This is a genomic window from Parabacteroides goldsteinii DSM 19448 = WAL 12034 (assembly GCF_000969835.1).
Taxonomy (GTDB): Bacteria; Bacteroidota; Bacteroidia; order Bacteroidales; family Tannerellaceae; genus Parabacteroides; species Parabacteroides goldsteinii.
The window spans coordinates 2,876,964-2,893,965 of the sequence record NZ_KQ033912.1; the positions used below are offsets into that span (position 1 = coordinate 2,876,964).

11 protein-coding genes are annotated in these 17,002 nt (G+C 46.8%); 8 read left to right on the forward strand and 3 right to left on the reverse strand.

Translation table 11 applies throughout. The features are described from left to right. Positions 1–10: 10 nt before the first annotated feature. On the reverse strand, positions 11–4,033 hold the full coding sequence (locus HMPREF1535_RS10395) for a glycoside hydrolase family 2 TIM barrel-domain containing protein (RefSeq protein WP_046146075.1): 4,023 nt from the start codon (positions 4,031–4,033) through the stop codon (positions 11–13). A gap of 204 nt (positions 4,034–4,237) precedes the next feature. On the opposite strand from HMPREF1535_RS10395, the gene HMPREF1535_RS10400 reads away from it, so the two are divergent. From HMPREF1535_RS10400 to HMPREF1535_RS10410, 3 genes are read left to right on the forward strand one after another with little or no spacing between them, the layout of a single operon-like run. After that, complete coding sequence (locus tag HMPREF1535_RS10400) at positions 4,238–6,448, forward strand: patatin-like phospholipase family protein (RefSeq protein WP_046146076.1); 2,211 nt, start codon at positions 4,238–4,240, stop codon at positions 6,446–6,448. 50 nt (positions 6,449–6,498) lie between these two features. Next, positions 6,499–7,908 (forward strand): sialate O-acetylesterase, encoded by a 1,410-nt coding sequence (locus tag HMPREF1535_RS10405; protein ID WP_046146077.1) that lies wholly within the window; start codon positions 6,499–6,501, stop codon positions 7,906–7,908. A 39-nt stretch (positions 7,909–7,947) separates the two neighbouring features. Then, positions 7,948–8,619 carry a DUF2461 domain-containing protein gene (locus tag HMPREF1535_RS10410; protein ID WP_046146078.1) on the forward strand — a complete coding sequence of 224 codons (672 nt, stop codon included), beginning with the start codon at positions 7,948–7,950 and terminating at the stop codon, positions 8,617–8,619. 47 nt (positions 8,620–8,666) lie between these two features. Here HMPREF1535_RS10410 and HMPREF1535_RS10415 read toward each other — a convergent pair whose 3' ends face one another. Next, positions 8,667–9,875 (reverse strand): hexokinase family protein, encoded by a 1,209-nt coding sequence (locus tag HMPREF1535_RS10415; RefSeq protein WP_046146079.1) that lies wholly within the window; start codon positions 9,873–9,875, stop codon positions 8,667–8,669. A gap of 368 nt (positions 9,876–10,243) precedes the next feature. Here HMPREF1535_RS10415 and HMPREF1535_RS10420 point away from each other — a divergent pair, with 368 nt between their 5' ends. Further along, a complete protein-coding gene (locus tag HMPREF1535_RS10420; protein WP_009860022.1) occupies positions 10,244–10,651 on the forward strand; it encodes a DUF3836 domain-containing protein in 408 nt (135 codons plus the stop codon). 103 nt (positions 10,652–10,754) lie between these two features. On the opposite strand, the gene HMPREF1535_RS10425 is transcribed toward HMPREF1535_RS10420, so the two are convergent. Further along, a complete protein-coding gene (locus HMPREF1535_RS10425) occupies positions 10,755–12,119 on the reverse strand; it encodes a TrpB-like pyridoxal phosphate-dependent enzyme (RefSeq protein ID WP_009860021.1) in 1,365 nt (454 codons plus the stop codon). Positions 12,120–12,275: 156 nt separating this feature from the next. On the opposite strand from HMPREF1535_RS10425, the gene HMPREF1535_RS10430 reads away from it, so the two are divergent. Genes HMPREF1535_RS10430 through HMPREF1535_RS10445 form a run of 4 tightly spaced genes read left to right on the forward strand, consistent with a single transcriptional unit; the run spans position 12,276 to position 16,833 of the window. Further along, the gene (locus tag HMPREF1535_RS10430) at positions 12,276–13,502 is read left to right on the forward strand and encodes a hypothetical protein (RefSeq protein ID WP_046146080.1); all 1,227 of its coding nucleotides are present in this window, start codon (positions 12,276–12,278) and stop codon (positions 13,500–13,502) included. Positions 13,503–13,517: 15 nt separating this feature from the next. Next, on the forward strand, positions 13,518–14,741 hold the full coding sequence (locus HMPREF1535_RS10435; protein ID WP_046146081.1) for a DcaP family trimeric outer membrane transporter: 1,224 nt from the start codon (positions 13,518–13,520) through the stop codon (positions 14,739–14,741). Then, on the forward strand, positions 14,738–15,625 hold the full coding sequence (locus tag HMPREF1535_RS10440) for an SDR family oxidoreductase (protein ID WP_187386432.1): 888 nt from the start codon (positions 14,738–14,740) through the stop codon (positions 15,623–15,625). The genes HMPREF1535_RS10435 and HMPREF1535_RS10440 overlap by 4 nt, the downstream gene beginning before the upstream one ends. 20 nt (positions 15,626–15,645) lie before the next feature. After that, the gene (locus tag HMPREF1535_RS10445) at positions 15,646–16,833 is read left to right on the forward strand and encodes a phosphoribosylaminoimidazolecarboxamide formyltransferase (protein ID WP_009860017.1); all 1,188 of its coding nucleotides are present in this window, start codon (positions 15,646–15,648) and stop codon (positions 16,831–16,833) included. Positions 16,834–17,002: the final 169 nt, after the last annotated feature.

Here is a 17,002-nt window from a genome sequence, read left to right on the forward strand (position 1 = left end):
TGTAACCAGTTTATTCACTCAAAATAGTCAGTTCCGCTCCCGTTGCGAAATCCTGTCCGTTCTGTGAACTCAGTGCGGTGAAACGGATGTAACGTCCTTTTACCGGTTTGTCGAAGAGGACTTTCTTTTCGTCCCGGTTATTCGCGAACTGGCCTTTGCAGACAGGCTCACCCCAATTCTTGCCATCGGAGCTGACCTGGATGGAATATTCTTTGATATTACCATTGTTGCTGTCTTTGCGAGGCATATAGATAAAGCCTTTGAATGCTTTCTCTTCGCCGGCATCCAGATCTACCCAGTGTGGATATTTGGCTACCGTGACAGAATACATACTGTGCCAGATCGTATTCGGATCGCCGTCTACCAGGTGTTTGGCATCGCCTTCGCCAACCTCTTCGCTGCTGGCGTAGATAACCTCTGTCTGGATGCTTTCCAACTTATTGAAAGTCTTTGTCGACTTGATCTCCGGATTGTTCTTTAACCAGGCAGTAATTGTTCCGCCTTCGCGCATCGGGATAGCTCCGGTATATTCTTTCGCTTTTTTCTCTTTGCCGATCGTGTAGCAGAAGACAGCATCCTTATCAATAGATGATAATTCAACCATACCTACACGAGAACGGGTGATAGAGAAAGGAATGTCACCGGCAGCCGATACCTGTGCGGCAGCCGACAGGTCTTGTGTGGCCGGGCGGATGATAAAGCCGATATTGTTCTGTCCGGCAAATACACGGTCATGAATCAACGGGCCACCCTGTCCGCAACTGTTACCTCCCAAACCTGTAACGGCAAGGTCAAGATGCAGATAAGTGTCACCGGCCTTCGGTAACTGATAAGGATGTCCGGCCAATGTCATATCGAGTGCGGAATATTGCAAAGCAGAAGTAGAAAGGCGGTTGGTTGCCACAAAGAGAGCTCCCTTGCCGGCCTTGTCGGTCAGTGCACACCAGCGCACATCTTCATGATTACCCATATCCTGCGGTTTCGGGAAGTTCACGAACTGGTCGGCTACGGTCGATTTATATTGCTCGATAAACTGTCCGGCTTTACGGTCGGCATAGTTTTCAACCGGACCCCGTCCGTAGTATGTATAGTTTTCATAACGCTGAGGAACGATCATCCGGTAGCCTAAACGTGGCAGTACCAGGCTTGAATTGTTGGAGGTGATGCTGGCCTGCAATTCGATGGAACCGTCACGGTAGATGGTCCATGCCTGGTCGGTCGTGAACTTGAAGTCGTCTTCGCCGAAGGCTTTATCGCTCAGTTCTTCCACTTTGTTCTTGCCGCTGGATGTTCCTCCCAGTATCTTGGCTGCGTTGGGAGCCTGCGATTCTACGGTGTAGAACAATACCAGGGAACCGTCTTTCCGCTTGATCACTTTGGATGCGGTAGCTTTATGTTTCAGATTATGCAAGCCGTTTTCGAACCAACTTCCGTAGAACCAGTTGTCGTTATTCGTGAAGGCACGGAAAGCATCCAGTTTCGGACCGTTGCCGTCGGCAATGATTGTTTCGCCACCATAATTCAGATTATAGATCGTACCGCTTTCATTGTCGAATGTGACATTGAAGTTATCTCCTTTGATCGTTGAGAAGCGTGCGTCCGACTGTTTTTCGAGAGACAGTTCTCCTGCAGAGGCATTTGCCACTTCGTTGATGGCAGGTTTGCCGGCAGACGCTTTGACTGGAAGTTGTTCTTCTGCCATTACATAACCTTTGGGGGCCCAGGGTTTGTCCTCTTTCAGCAGGAACTGTACTTTAACGAAATATTCATTGTCCGCTTTTAGCTGGCTGTACGTATAAGGAATGGCTACCTGCACACGTTTACGTGGTGAAACTTTACCCGGATTCAGTGAACCGCTTTCCACTTCTTTGCCGTTTTCGTAAAGCGACCATTTCACATCGTAATCGGACAGGTCGTTGAAATAGTATTTATTGAATAGCTCGAAAAGGCCTTTCTGTGCATCGATTTCTGTGACGCCGATATGCTGATATACCTTTTTTACTTCATAATACTGCGGTTTCGGTTCCAGGTCGCCGAACACGATACCGTTCATTACGAACTGGCCGTCGTTGGGCGTATCGCCGAAGTCACCGCCATAAGCCAGGTAACGTTTGCCATCGGGCGTATAGTTGTAGAGAGACTGGTCCACCCAATCCCAGATAGCGCCACCACAGAAGAAGTTGGTCGACTCCATTGCATCCCAGTAATCAACCAGGTTACCGCAGGCATTCCCCATCGAATGGGCATATTCTGAGATATGGAACGGATACTTGATGTCATAATCGCCTTTCACGGCACCGCGCACCCAGGAGATAGACGGATACTGGTTGGAGCCCATATCTACGATTTTATTGTTGCGCTCGTACTGAACGGGACGTGACAAGTCTGCTTTCTTCAAAGCATCGTAGGCCTCAACGAAGTTGTGTCCCGGACCGGCTTCGTTACCCAACGACCAGATCACGATAGACGGATGATTGATATGGGCATTTACCATTTCCATGACACGTGCCACATGTGCATCCCGCCATTCTTTCGGGTGGGACAGGGAGGCCTGGCCATAGTAATATTCGTGCGATTCGATATTGGCTTCATCTTCCAGATAAAGACCATATTTGTTACATAGGTAATACCAGTACGGATCGTCCGGATAATGTGAGTTACGAACGTGGTTGATATTGGCACGTTTCATCAGCATCACTTCATCTTCCATCATTTTGCGTGTGATGGCATGGCCTACGGCGGGATTGCTTTCGTGACGGTTCACACCTTTTAGTTTGACAGTCTTACCGTTTACGTAATAATAACGTCCGGCCAGTCCGAACTCGTCTTCAGATGCCGGTGTATCCTTGATTTCTACCTTGCGGAAACCTACAGTGGTGGAAACCATATCGATCGTTTTATTCTTTTTATCTTTCAGTTCGGCAACCAGTGTATAGCGGTAGGGCTGTTCGGCCGACCATTTATTGGGCGCTTTCACTTTGATGGTCATCAGGTTCTCCGTTGTTTCATCCGGGTTGATCCGTTCGATGACAGGCGATAAGAATCCGTCGACAAGTGTATTTTCGTCTGAATAGAGTTTATTGGCATAAAGCGAATAATACACTTTATAATTCTTGATTGCTTTTTTATCGAGGTTACGAATGTCTGCCTTGACGGTCAGCGAACCGTCGGTATATGTAGCATCCAAATCGGGTGTCACCACCAAATCGCGGAAATGCACTTTCGGTGTCGAATAGAGTGCAACGGTCCGGAAGATGCCCGGCAGGCGGAACATATCCTGTGCTTCGAGGAACGAGCCGTCGGAACTACGATACACTTCGGCAGCAACGATGTTCTTTCCTTTTTGAAGATAAGGAGTAATGTTGAAATTGGCTGCATTACGGGAGTTTTTGGAAAAACCTACATAATGGCCGTTAATCCACAAATAGAAAAAGGAATCTACTCCGTCGAAACTGATAAATACATTGCGTCCGTCCCAGTCTTCCGGGATGGTGAACTCACGACGGTAAGAACCGACCTCGTTACGGTCTTTAAAGGTCGTCCAGTTTTCAGGTGGGGTACGCATCACGCCTCCCCGCCAGTCGTCGACAGCCACTTTGTGTTGGAAGATAACCGGTTGGTTCACGTAAATAGGGGTACCATACTTCTGTGTCCCGTCTTTCTGAAGACCAACTATGTTCCAACTGGATGGCACGGGGATATTGTCCCAGCCTGATACATCGAAGGAGGTCTGGTAGAAATCCTTCGGACGTTCTTCGGGCGTACGGGCCCAATTAAATTTCCAATCTCCGTTCAGAGATTGCCAGTAGGCACTGTTTTCCGGTAATACTTTCCGGGCACTCTCCAGATTCTGGAAGGAGAAGAACCAGGCACGGGGTTGTTCTTTGTTCAGCGCAAGGTTCTCGGGTGATTCCCACTCGTTCCCTTTCGGCGCTTGTTCTGAGGCATACTGATAGCCTTTCAGTAAATCTACTGTCGCATAGCTTTGAAATGTCAAGCAGCATAGTAATAGACAGAATGCTGATTTTTGCATATGAGTTTTTCTTCTTAAGGTGAGAAATAGGCTTCAAATTTAATACATTTATCGGAGAGTCTGTTGCTTACTTCGTGTTTTATTTATCTCATTGCGTTTCCTCCCGTATGATAAATTATGAATCCGGTATAGTAAATGCAGTAAACTCCGATTCGTTTGCATCTTTAGCGTAAACGAACTACATTTGCCGTAAATAGTGTGCAGATGAAAAAGTTACTTTGCTTTTTGCTGATGTTACTGGTCGCTTTGCCTTCCCTGACAGCTCAACGGAAGAAGGTTGGAGTTGTATTAGGCGGCGGGGGTGCAAAAGGTGTAGCTCATATTGGGGTGTTGAAAGTATTGGAGGAAGCCGGTATTCCGATTGATTATGTGGCGGGTACGAGTATGGGCGCCATTGTCGGTGGCTTATATGCCATCGGGTATACGCCGGCGGAAATAGATACGATGGTGTTGGAGCAAGACTGGACCATGCTGCTCAGCGACCGGATCAAACGAAGCAGCCTTACCTTTCCGGAAAAGGAAAACTCCGAACGGTATATTCTTTCTCTGCCTTTTGGAAAGGACAAAAAAGACCGTGTCATCCAGGGGATGATAAAAGGACAGAACCTGATGAACCTCTTTTCCAACCTGACGATCGGTTATCATGATTCCGTAGATTTCAGAAACTTCAATATACCTTTTGCCTGTGTTGCTGTGGATGCAGTCGATGGGAAGGATTATGTGTTCCGTAAAGGCAGCCTGCCGCTGGCGATGCGTGCCAGCATGGCGATCCCGGCAGTGTTTACCCCTGTCCGACTGGATAGTATGGTGCTGATAGACGGGGGATTGAACGATAATTTCCCGGTAGATGTCGCCCGGGAGATGGGTGCCGACGTGATTATCGGCGTAGACCTGGGTACCAGTGATTTGAAGACGCTTGACAAGCTGAACAGTCCCGGTGATGTGATCGGGCAGATCATCGCCTTGCACGGACATGATAAATATGCACGTAATAAGGAACAGACCGACCTGTTGCTCCGCCCGAATATGACTTCTTATAATGCTGCCAGCTTCAGTACGGTTGCACTCGATACGCTGATCCGCCGCGGAGAGCAGGAAGCCTATGCCCATTGGGATGAGATCATTGCACTGAAAGAGAAAATAGGAATAGCGGAAGATTCCTGTCCCGAAGAGCATGGACATGTCCGGAAATCTTACCCCGCGCTACCTGCCGACAGCTTCTATATCCGGACGATCTCCTTTGTCGGTACCGATCCGAGAGATGAAAAGTGGCTGATGAAGATCAGTGGTTTGCGGGAAAACAGCCGGATCACCTTGCACGAGCTCCATCATGCCATGTCTGTGCTGATCGGCTCCAATGCCTATTCGAATGTAGATTATATGCTGACCGGTGAGCAACAGCAGAATTTGGTGCTGACGGCACAAAAGAAATCAGTCAGCTCTGTGAACCTGGGTGTGCGTTTCGATTCGGAAGAGGTCATCGGCGTCTTGGTGAATGCCACTTTCGATCACCGGGCCCGCAACCATTCGAAGCTGGGATTTACCGGGCGTGTCGGGGGGAAGACTTCGTTTGCCCGCCTGGATTATGCCATCGAAAGGAATCCTTTGCGCAACCTGAACCTGGCCTACCAGTTCACTTACCAGGATCTGGATATCTACAAGAAAGGCGATAAAACATTCAATACCAGCTATACCCATCATTTTGCCGAGTTCGGATATTCGGATATGAACTGGCTGAATTTCAAGTTCAAGCTGGGATTGCGTTATGAATATTATGATTATAATTCCTTCCTCTATACCGGTGATAATAACCAATACGAGGTAAAGCCGGAAGGTTTTATCAGTTATTTCGCTATGGCACATCTGGAGACGTTCGATAAGCGGTATTTCCCGACCAAAGGTGTTTCTCTGAAAGCGGACTATTCTTTTTATACGGACAATTTCGTCAGTTATAACAGACATGCACCATTCTCTGCGGTGGGTCTGAATTTCACATCTGTCATACCTGTTACTTCCCATTTCAGTATCTTGCCTTCCCTGTATGGCCGCGTACTGATCGGTGGAAACCTGGCCTATCCTTTCCTGAATGCAGTCGGGGGCGAGGTGGAAGGACGGTATGTGCCCCAGCAGCTGCCGTTTGCCGGAATCAACCGGATGGAGATATTCGACAACTCGGTAGCCGTTGCCCGCCTGCATTTCCGTCAGCGTATTGCAGGGAATAACTATATTTCCCTGATCGGTAATTATGCGATTCATCATGATGACTTCTTCCACCTGCTGAAAGGGAAAAGCGTATGGGGCGGAAGTCTCGGATATGCGTATAATAGCATTGCGGGACCGCTAAGCGCAACTTTCAGCATGTCCAATCAAAACACCAGCCTTCAATTTTATTTGAATCTGGGATTCTCGTTCTAGTTTTTGTTGTACATTTGTTATCCGTTAATCAATCAAATACAAAGAGATACATGAAACTTACACGAATTACAGGGATAGTCGCCGGTCTGTCCCTTCTGGTTGCCGGTATGCAGGCACAGGTTAGTCTGCCGGCTGTTTTTACCGACCATATGGTGTTACAGCAGAAAAGTGAAGTGCCCGTGTGGGGCTGGGGATCTGCAAGTGCTACCATCAAAGTTGTTGGAAGCTGGGCTCCGCTGGATACGGCAACGACTGTCGTCCGTTCGGACGGAACCTGGGATACCACCCTGAAAACGATCGGGGCGGGCGGTCCCTATACTTTATCGGTCCTGGGCGATGGCACCCGTGAACTGAAAGACGTCATGCTGGGCGAAGTATGGCTGTGTAGTGGACAGTCAAATATGGAATGGACTCCGATGCACGGTATCGACAACAGCGAAGAAGAGGTCGCCGCCGCCAATTATCCGAATATCCGTTTCTTCCATATCCCCAAACGCGGGGCCGCAACCCCGCAGAATAATTGCGAAGCGTCGTGGGCACCCTGTACCCCAGACAGAATGAAGAGCACCAGCGCTATAGCTTACTTCTTTGGACGTGACTTGCAAAAAGACTTGAATGTCCCTGTCGGCCTGATCGTGTCTGCCTGGGGAGGCACTCCAGCCGAGGTATGGGTTCCCGAAGAACAGGTAATGAACAATCCCCGGATACGTGATGTGATGCCCGATAAAACATATCCCTGGTGGCCCGTAGAGCCGGGTGTACTGTATAATCAGATGATTAGTCCGGTCGTGCCTTATGCCCTTGCCGGCGCTATCTGGTATCAGGGCGAATCCAACCGCGATCATCCGGATTCGTATGGAATCCTGCTGAAAACGATGGTCGAGAGTTGGCGTAAGAGTTTCAAAAAAGACTTCCCTTTCTATCTGGTGCAGATCGCCCCTCATACCTATAATTCAGGTGATAATGGTGCCGCTTTGGTTCGCGAGCATCAGGAATGGGTGGCCCGTACGGTTCCGGGAGCCGGGATGGTTGCTGTTTCAGATTGCGTGGCAGATGTAAAGAATATCCATCCGACCGATAAGCAAAGTGTAGGACAACGTTTGGCGAATATGGCATTGGGCAAGATATACGGCCGGCTCGATTCCGGATATGAAAGCCCTCTGTTTGAAAGTATGACCATCGATAAGAACAAAGCTGTCATCTCTTTCCTGCATGCCGGTAACGGTTTGATGTGTAAGGATAAAGAAATTACCGGGTTCATGATAGCCGGCGAAGACGGTGTCTTTGTGCCTGCCAAAGTCCGGATCAAAGATAATACGGTTGTTGTAACCTCTTCCAAAGTGAAGAAGCCTGTCGTGGTACACTATTGTTTCGATGATGCGACCATCGGCAACCTGTTCAGCAAGGAAGGTTTGCCGGTCGCTCCTTTCCGTACCGACAGAAACTGGAATAATGAATAATATTATTCCCTATCTTTGTAGGTAAAACAGACAGACAATATGAATAAAGAGATTATACAATTCCTGAAGGAATTAAGCGTAAACAACAACCGGGAGTGGTTCCAAGCAAACAAGGAACGCTTCGATGTCCTGCACAAAGGATTTATCGACGAAGTGCAGGAAGTAATCAACCGGATTGCCCTGTTCGATCCGCAGGTAGCAGGCCTGGAATCGAAGGATTGCCAGTTCCGTATCTACCGCGATCTGCGTTTCTCGCCGGACAAGACACCTTATAAGGTTCATTTTGCAGCTTATATGGCCCAGGGCGGACGTGCCAGCGAGCGGGGCGGATATTATATCCATCTCGAACCGGGTGCCTGTATGCTGTCCGGTGGCGTATGGTGTCCTCCGCCTAAATTATTGAAAATGCTTCGCCAGGATATTTACGATCACATCGACGAGTTTGTCGGTATCATTGAAAAGCCATCCTTTAAGGAAGCCTTCCCGGTGATGGAAGGGGAGGTTCTGAAGCGTATGCCGGCCGGTTATCCGACCGATTTCAAATATGACGAGATTATGAAGCATAAAGATTTCTGTTTTGCGGCCAACTTGCCGGACGAGTTCTTTATGGCGGACGACTGGATGGATCAGACCTTAAAGCGATTCGAGGAGTTACTGCCGTTTAATAATTTCCTGAATTATACGGTGGATGAATTTTTAGGAAGAGTATAAAGAATAGCGAGGGTATTTCAACTGATTGATATACCCTCGTTTTCTTATCAAGACAATGCCGCAATAGCCGTCCCTATCAGATTCGCATTATTCATTTTGTTCACATGAACTTTCACATCGCCTATTCCAAGCTCATTCAGTAACTTTTCCAGTTCTTCCATTACGAGCACATTGTAATCTTTATCTTTCCTGTTAATACTCCAGAACATACTTCCTTCGGCTACCAGGCATACTTTTTTGATATCTTTATTATAAGAAACTAATAAAGAGACCAGTCCTGCGAGCGAAGCAGCTACCAATTGTGCAGAACGGTTATATATCCAGTGGGCAACCTGTACATATTTATCTTTATGAATATCCGGATAATTCATGATAGTCGTCAGCTTCTGCGCATCAAACTTTTCTTCGAATTCATCCAGCGGAAAGGTCGATTTCAATATCTCTCCCAGATACATGCCGGAGACGGCTTTCTCAAAACGTTGCATGCCATGGCTGTCGGAGCAGGCATCGACCGTGTCGTCGACAGTTGTCAGATAAGGGGGATGGAAGTTTCCTGATTCCAGATTGACAGGGATTAGCCCGTGTGCCTGTACGGAAGAGGGTAATTTTGTAATCTTTTCGGCAGGAATAAAGGTCGCCATATTGGTTCCCGTCCCGACTATAAGTCCGATATAGGCGTCATAACTACTGTCGGTAAGTCCGGCGAACAGGCTGGCTACTGTATCATTAAGAACCTTTATACTTGTAAACCCGGGGGTATTTCTGTCATTCAGATAGTCGAGCAGAGGTTTCCCTACCGGCTGTCCGAGCATTTCCTTGATATGCACTCCCTTTGTCCAGTGCAACAACCGGGCATCCCCGCCGGGAAGCGATTTGGCTGCGTATGAGAAGCAGTAACCGATCGGCATTTCCTGTTCCCGCTTGATCTCTCCGATAGGGTCGGCCAGTTCCTTGAACAGCTCGTCACGGGTGAAGCCGGGAGTTTTCATTACCGACAGATCTTTTTTCCAGCCGTTTTCAGGATGGATAGTCGGTTTGTCGTTATTAAAGTTGACTGTCGCCACCCGGTAATTCGTACCACCCAGGTCGAGAACGAGGGCTTTACCGTTTATGTTTGTACTTTTGGGGGTGATGAATGTCGGGATACATTGTATCTCCTGGCCGTCTTTTGCCAGACCTACTTCTACTTTCTGTCGCAATGAAAGAGCAATCTCTTTCAATTGGTCATTTTCCAGTTTAAAAATATTTCTCTCCATGATATACCGATTTAATTTGGATGCTAATATCCTTCTTTTATTTCTAAATAACAATCGTGAGTGTATATTTAGTTCTGAATAATGCAGCTGATGATGAAAAAAACTATTAGTGTCAATTCGTAAGTGAGTTGGCTTTTTCTTTTGGCTTATTAAGAAAATAGAGACTGAAAACAATGTTATTTTGATGTTGTAAATCGTTTTTCTTATAAATTGTAAGCTTTGTGCTGTTTTGTATGTGTTGGGTTGTGGTTTAAAATAGTTAAATAAGGCTATTATTCTATCAATATGTCAGAATATATTTGGTTATTACCCGAAAACTGTGTTCATTTGCACGCAATTTGAAAGTAAATCTTATAAGTAATATATTTATGAAAGCTTCAATTTTAAGAAAAAAAATTTTGTCACTTGTTGTTTTGTTCGTTTGCAGTTTGGCAATGAGTGCCGCTTCTCCCAGAAACTATCTGTATGATACGAAGGAAGAGAATGGAAAGATCGTTTCAAAAGTAATATTCCTACAGGAAGAAGGGCTTTTGAACAAACAGGTGAAATATGAATTCGCCTACAATGATAACGGCAAAGTCGCTGAGAAAAAAGCGTACCGCTGGAATCAGGCAAAAGAGACATGGGATCCTTATTATCTGATTACATATCAGTATAATGAAGACGGAAATATCACTTCCGAATACGGAATGTGGGACAAAAAGAAGAAAGATTATAGCCTGAACACACAGAAAATGCTTGTTCCGGCAACCAATTATGAGGAAATTTTCTCATAATACCTATTTTAAAACATTCATAGACACACACGAAAGTGGCGCGAATAACAAAAGACGTGAGTCCCTGTTATTAGCGCCACTTTTATTTTGGTAAATAGTCCTCTTATTTGATGATCTTTTCCAATTCTGACAAATTGTTAGCAACTTCCTCATCTGTTACTTCGTAGTTTGTCAGGTCGCCGGCCAGATACTGGTCGTAAGCAGCCATGTCGATCAATCCGTGACCGGACAGGTTGAACAGGATCGTACGGGCTTTACCTTCTTCTTTCGCTTCCAGTGCTTCGCGGATAGCAACGGCAATAGCGTGTGATGATTCCGGAGCCGGAATGATACCTTCCGCCTGGGCAAATAGGGTGGCTGCCTGGAATGTATCCAACTGTTTTACATCGTATGCGCTCATTAAACCATCTTTCATCAACTGGCTGACAATAGAACCGGCGCCGTGGTAACGTAGACCACCTGCGTGGATATTTGCCGGGGCAAAATTATGTCCTAACGTGAACATCGGGATGAGCGGTGTGTAGCCGGCTTCGTCACCGAAGTCATACTGGAACTGTCCGCGTGTCAGTTTCGGGCAGGAAGCAGGTTCGGCGGCAATAACGCGTACATCTTTTCCTTCCGTCAGTTTATGACGCAGGAAGGGGAATGTAATACCGGAGAAGTTTGAACCGCCACCGAAGCAACCGATTACAACGTCCGGATATTCGCCGGCCATTTCCATCTGCTTTTCTGCTTCCAGGCCGATTACAGTCTGATGCAGCATGACGTGGTTCAATACGCTACCTAATGTATATTTGCAGTTCGGAGTTTGCATTGCCAGTTCTACCGCTTCCGAAATAGCTGTACCCAGGCTACCCTGATAGTTGGGATGGTCGGTCAGAATCTTACGTCCCGCTTTCGTACTCATACTCGGAGAGGCGATCACTTGTGCGCCGAATGTCTGCATGATAGAGCGGCGGTAAGGTTTCTGATGATAGCTGACCTTTACCATATATACAGCCAGTTCCAGGCCGAAAGCCTTGGCGGCATAGGATAGGGCGGCACCCCATTGTCCGGCACCTGTTTCCGTAGTGATATTGGTAATACCCTCCTGTTTGCAGTAGTAAGCCTGTGCGATAGCCGAGTTCAGTTTATGCGAACCGATCGGGCTGACGCTTTCGTTCTTAAAGTAGATATGTGCAGGAGTATCCAGCATCTTCTCCAGCCCGTAAGCACGAACTAGCGGAGTCGGACGCCATACCTTATATAATTCGCGAACTTCTTCCGGTATTTCAATCCATGCATCTGTCGTGTTCATTTCCTGGTGTGAAGCACCTTTGGAAAATAAAGGATACAAGTCTTCTTCCTTCAACGGCTGCTTTGTTTGCGGATTTAAAATAGGAAGTGGTTTGTTCTTCATGTCAGCCACAATGTTATACCAGGCTGTAGGTATGTCTTTCTCCTCCAATAAAAACTTTTTAGTACTCATAATTCTTTATGTAGTTTACATTATTAATCATTTTGGCCTTTCAGGCTTACAACTTGGAAGCAAAGTAACAAATAATATTTCGTTCTTCAAATTGAATAAACAAAAATATATACCTTTGCGCCTTCAAACTAGACAAATAGATAACAAACGACAACGATGAAAAAGCTGGCTCTGCTATTGGTAAGTATGCTGACTTTGTTTTCCGCAACTGCCCAGAAGAAAAACTTCACTTACAAGTTTTATGGTTTTGTACGTGGTGACTTGTTCTACAACACCCGTGCAAATATGGCTCCGGTAGACGGAAACTTCTACCTTTTCCCTTTGGATGAAAAACCGGATGCTGACGGGAAAGACCTGAATGCGACTCCCAACGGTAGTTTTTATACGTTCACTTCCCGCCTGGGATTGAGTGTGACCGGCCCGAATGTCGGCTCGGCTCGTACTTCAGCTTGTCTGGAGACTGACTTCGGCGGCTTTTCGGGAAGTACGACTATGTTGCGTATCCGCCAGGCATGGGTAGCGTTGGATTGGGATAAGAGTAATGTATTGATCGGTCATGCCTGGCATCCGTTATTCGGTTCCGTATTTCCGGATATGTTGAATTTGTCGACAGGCGCACCTTTCCAACCTTTCAACCGCAGTCCGCAGATTCGTTATCAATACAAGGCAGGTAATGTAAAACTAACCGCTTCGGCTATATGGCAGTTGCAATACACGTCGAGCGGTCCGAAAGGGATGAGCGAAGATTATATAAAGAATAGTTGTGTGCCGGAGTTTTATGTAGGAGCCGATTATACGTCCGGCAATGGCTGGCTGGCAGGAGCCGGTATTCACCTTATTTCTTTAAAACCCCGTACGACTTCTGAGATAAATGACAAAGTATATAAAGTAAATGAGCGTATGACGACATATTCATACGAAGCTCACTTGAAATATACCGGCCGTAATTATACCTTTGCAGCCAAAAGCCTGATGGCTTCCTGTCTGGACCAGACGGCCCTGATCGGCGGCTATGGCATTAGTTCTGTCGATCCGAAGACTGGCGAGCAGGAATATACTCCTTTCCGTCATTCGACAACCTGGGCGAATTTCACCTATGGCACGAAATGGAAAACGGGACTATTCCTGGGATACACCAAGAACCTGGGGACGGATGATGAGCTGACAGCCTCGAAAACAGTCTACGGAATGGGACTGGATATCGATCAGTTGCTGACGGTAAATATGAATTTCTCTTATAATCTGCCTCACTGGCAGATCGGACTGGAATATTCTCCGGCAACGGCCTGGTATGGAACGATCGACCAGAAGAACGGTAAAGTGGGAAACACTCACGCCATAACCAATCACCGCATATTGGGATTGGTTATGTATTATTTCTAATTTGAACGCTTTTAAATGAGAACGAGACTAGGTATGTTTTTATTGGCCGGATTGTTAGCTGTAACGTCCGGTTATGCACAGAAGAAGAATTTTTCGTATAAGTTTTACGGACAGGTTCGTGGTGACTTGTTCTATAATTCCCGGGCCAATTCCGAGATAGTAGACGGTTTGTTTCATCTCTATCCGAAAGATATCTCTCCGGATGCAGATGGTAATGATTTGAATGCTACGGCAAACGGTAGCTTTTACCTGTTGTATTCCCGCTTGGGGATTGATGTGGCAGGACCGAGTGTTGGCAAAGCTAAGACAACCGCTAAATTGGAAGTGGATTTCCGTGGTTCGGGAAGTAACTTTGCCATGATTCGTGTGCGGCATGCCTATGTAAATCTGGATTGGGAAAAATCGGCTGTCCTGATCGGACAGACCTGGCACCCATTATTCGGTGATATCTTTCCACAAATGTTGAACCTTTCCACCGGAGCACCTTTCCAGCCGTTCAGCCGTAACCCGATGCTTCGCTATCGTTATACCAATCAGGGGTGGAGCCTGACGGGGGCGGCTATCTGGCAGTTGCAGTATCTGTCTACCGGACCGAACGGAAAGAGCGAGGAATATATAAAGAATAGTTGTGTACCGGAATTTTATGCCGGTGTCGATTATAAAACCAACAATTGGATGGTGGGTATTGGTGCCGATCTTATTTCGTTGGCACCACGTATAAAATCCGAAGTCGGTGATAAGACTTATAAGGTAAAAGAGCGTGTTACCTCCGTTTCTGTCGAGGCGCATGCCCGTTATACGGATGATAACTGGAAGATTTCGGCAAAGACGATTATGGGAGAGAATCTGGCTCATCTCTGTATGCTGGGTGGTTATGGCGTCAGCAGTATAGACAAACGTACCGGCGAACAGGAGTATACGTCTTACCGTCATTCAATGATCTGGTTGAACGTGGTGTATGGCAAGAAATGGCAACCCGGATTGTTTGTAGGGTATTTGAAAAACCTGGGGGCAGGCAAGGATATTGTTGGACCGACTTATGGAGTGGGACTCGATGTGGATCAGGTCTTTACCACTAATTTGCAACTGTCGTATGTGTTGCCTCACTGGAAACTAGGAGTGGAGTACAGCCCGTCTCTGGCCTGGTATGGCGACCGTACACTTGCCGACGGACGTATTCGTGATACCCATTCAGTAACCAATCACCGTATATTAGGTGTATTAATATATTCATTCTGATGAAAACGCTGATAATTGGAGCAAACGGCTTTACAGGCAGACGCATCTTGCAACATCTGTCCCTGTGTGGTGGGTATGAACTGACAGGATGCTCCCTGCATAAAGATATTCAGCCGGAGAGTAATACCCGTTTCGTTCAGGCGGATATCAATGATCATCCGGCCATCGGGCGATTGATCGGGGAGATGCGTCCTGATGTCGTGATAAATGCTTCCGCACTTTCCGTACCCGATTATTGTGAGTCCCATCATGAAGAGGCGCATGCCGCCAATGTACTTGCCGTTGAAAATATGGCGCGTTGCTGTGAACAGGAAGGTAGCCGTTTTATTCATCTGTCGACCGATTTTGTCTTTGACGGAAAGAATCGTTCTTTATACATCGAGGAAGATATTCCGGCTCCGGTGAATTATTATGGCCTGTCGAAATATCAGGGAGAATTGGCCGTGGCTGCCAATTGCAGTAATTATGCGAATGTCCGCGTGGTCGTTGTCTACGGAAAAGCATTGCCGGGGCAACATGGCAATATTTTGCAACTGGTAAAGAACCGCCTGGAAGCTGGTCAGCAGATACGGGTCGTTTCCGATCAGTACCGTACACCGACTTGGGTAGAGGATATCGCTATCGGAGTAGAAAAACTGATGCATGTTTCTCTAAACGGTACCTGGCATATTTGTGGAGGCGAATGCCTTTCGATAGCCGATATCGCTTACCGTGTTGCCGATTATTTCAAGCTGGACCGTTCATTGATTATCCCGGTCACCACCGAAGAAATGAACGAAGCGACTCCGCGTCCCCGTTTCAGCGGACTGAGCATCGAAAAAGCAAAACGTGAATTAGGCTATACTCCTCATACCCTTGAAGAAGGAATGGCAGAGATGAGATAGAATCATATATAACAAGCAATATGAGCACAGAAAACAAAAACTCTTTAGAACTGAAGTACGGCTGTAACCCCAACCAGAAGCCGTCGCGCATTTTTATGCAGCAGGGGGAATTGCCTATAGAGGTATTGAACGGCCGTCCCGGATATATCAATTTCATGGACGCTTTCAATAGCTGGCAATTGGTGAAAGAACTAAAAGAGGCTACCGGACTACCGGCTGCCGCATCTTTTAAGCATGTCAGTCCGGCGGGTGCCGCTGTGGGAATCGAGATGAGCGATACCCTGAAGAAAATTTATTTTGTAGACGACCTGCCTCTTACTCCTTTGGCAACCGCTTATGCCCGTGCCCGTGGTGCAGACCGCATGTCTTCTTACGGCGATTTTATCGCTTTGAGCGATACTTGCGACGAAGCTACTGCCCGCCTGATCAACCGTGAAGTTTCCGACGGTGTCATCGCTCCCGGTTATACCCCGGAAGCCTTAGAAATTCTGAAGAACAAACGAAAAGGAACGTATAACGTGATTAAGATCGATCCGTCTTATAAGCCGGCTCCGATCGAACATAAAGATGTGTTCGGTATCACTTTCGAACAGGGACGTAACGAGATTAAACTAGACGAAAGCCTGCTGACAAATATCCCGACTCAGAATAAGGAATTTTCCGAAGCTGCCAAACGCGATCTTATCATTGCCCTTATTACATTAAAATATACGCAGAGTAATTCTGTCTGCTATACAAAAGATGGACAGGCTATCGGTATCGGTGCCGGTCAGCAGAGCCGTATCCATTGTACCCGTTTGGCCGGAAACAAAGCCGACATCTGGTATCTCCGCCAGCATCCGAAAGTAATGAACCTGCCCTGGATCGAAAAGATCCGTCGTGCCGACCGCGATAATACAATCGACGTATATATCAGCGATGACCACGAAGATGTTTTGGCTGACGGTATCTGGCAACAGTTCTTCACCGAAAAACCGGAAGTGCTGACTCGCGAAGAGAAACGTGCCTGGCTGGACACTCTGAAAGGGGTAGCACTGGGTTCAGATGCTTTTTTCCCATTCGGTGACAACATCGAACGTGCTCACAAAAGCGGTGTCGAATATATCGCACAAGCAGGCGGTTCCGTTCGTGACGACCATGTGATCGATACTTGTGATAAATATGGCATAACGATGGCGTTTACAGGGGTACGTTTGTTCCATCATTGATTGCATATGAATGGGTAAGATTTCTGATGAAAGAATTCTTATCCATTCTGTTTACCTTAAATAATAGAACAGAAAAATCACGGTTATTATACGGTTTACTCTCGGAAAACAGCTTTATCTGTTGGCAGGGAAAACTTCGGTTGATATGCCTTATGAAGTGAAAGTTAAC